At 62.8% G+C, this 1,638-nt stretch carries 1 protein-coding gene and 1 pseudogene; both read left to right on the plus strand.

Going from position 1 to position 1,638, the window contains the following annotated elements:
* Positions 1–202: 202 nt before the first annotated feature.
* Positions 203–1,135: a DoxX family protein gene (locus ABT116_RS44735; RefSeq protein WP_003944048.1), complete on the plus strand. Its 933-nt coding sequence runs from the start codon at positions 203–205 to the stop codon at positions 1,133–1,135.
* A gap of 421 nt (positions 1,136–1,556) precedes the next feature.
* Positions 1,557–1,638 (plus strand): annotated as a pseudogene (locus ABT116_RS51175) (hypothetical protein); the annotation flags it as partial.

A 1,638-nucleotide genomic window follows, 5' to 3' on the forward strand; every position in this document is an offset into this window, starting at 1 on the left:
GTCAAAGAATTCGACGAGGCGTACGCCGCAACCCCGGACGGGCCCGGGGTCATGGACAAGGTGCAAGAGAAGGTCGGCACATCCCACCTCCACGTTTGAGGGTGCCTGTCGACAGAGTTCAGTGCAGCTGGGCAACCTGCCGGGAGGCCCCGCGGAGAGTGTTTATCTCCGAATGTCGCATTCACTCTGGAAGGCTTGAAACATGCTGGTACGTCGAATTGCTCGTCCACTGCTTTCCACGATCTTCATCGCCGGGGGAATCGATGCTTTGCGCAACCCCGCTCAGCGAGCAGCCAAAGCGTCACCGCTGATCGACAAATCCGTCGAGACGCTGCCAGGAGCAGTGACGCAGAAGGTGCCTGCTGATCCGGAAACACTCGTCAAGATCAACGCCGCCGTCCAGATCGGCGGCGGTGCCCTGCTGGCCACCGGCAAGGCGCCGCGCCTCGCGTCGTTGGTCCTCGCGGGGAGCCTGGTACCGACCACGCTTGCCGGTCACGACTTCTGGAACGAAACCGATCCGTCACTGCGAGCGATGCAGCGGACCAACTTCATCAAGAACGTCAGCCTGCTCGGCGGACTGATGATCGCGTCCGTCGACACAGAGGGCAAGCCGTCGCTCGGCTGGCGCGGCCGCCGCGCCGCGAAGAAGGCTCAGGCGTCTATCGCCGCGGCACTTCCGTTGGTCGCATCGCAGACCGATCACACGAGCGATCGCGTCGAACACGCTCTGTCGGTGGCGTCCGAACGCGGTTCCGAACTTGCCGAAACCGCGAAGGCACACGGCACGGATTGGCTCGAACTTGCCAAGGAGCGCAGCTCCGAGTTCGCGGAGATCGCGAGCAAGCGAGCCGCGGAATTCGGAGAGGTCGCCAAAGAACGCGGCCCGGACATCCTCGAAGTCGCGCAGAAGCGCGGCTCCGAACTGGCCGAGACCGCACGTGAGCGCAGCGCCGAACTGGCAGAGCTGGCGAGCAAGCGCAGCTCGGAGTTCGCCGAACTCGCCCTCGAGAAGAGCAACGAGTGGGCAGAAACGGCGTCGGAGCAGACCGAGGTGCTGGGTAAGCGTGCTCGCAAGCGCGCAGAGAAGGCGCTCGAAAAGGCTCGCGCCAAGAAGGACGAATTGACGCACTGAGCGCACCGAAAAACACGGTCACAATCGTTCAGTGACGTTACTACGAGTTTGTTGGCTAGCGTTTTCTGGCTAGATTTCGTAGCCGACGAAAACACGATGGACATGCACTCCCAGAGATAAGTGCTCCGAGCGGATGACACAGCGGGGGCACCCACTGGCTGCGCTCGCGCGAGGCTTTGTTTGAGAGCGCGACTCGGGGGGTCCGCCAACGAACACGAAGGTAGAGGCAGGTCATATGGGGACCTGGCTCGCGAAATTGACGGATGATCACGGAGAGTGGCTGATGACGGCTCGCGCCGACAAGACCAAGATCACCAGAGAAGACGTCACCCTCCTACGCGGAGGACAGGTGATCGGTGTTGACGACGGTGTCATCGGCGTGGTCGGGTCGATGCCTCTCGATCCGACCACCGCATCTCCGCACGGCTTCGAGCTGCTCGCCACGTCCGGCACGGCGGAGGTCCTCAAGCGCAACGGCATCAACGCCACCATCGTGCGCAAGC

Origin of the sequence: Streptomyces sp. NPDC002130, assembly GCF_040296465.1 — a bacterium.
GTDB lineage: Bacteria > Actinomycetota > Actinomycetes > Streptomycetales > Streptomycetaceae > Streptomyces.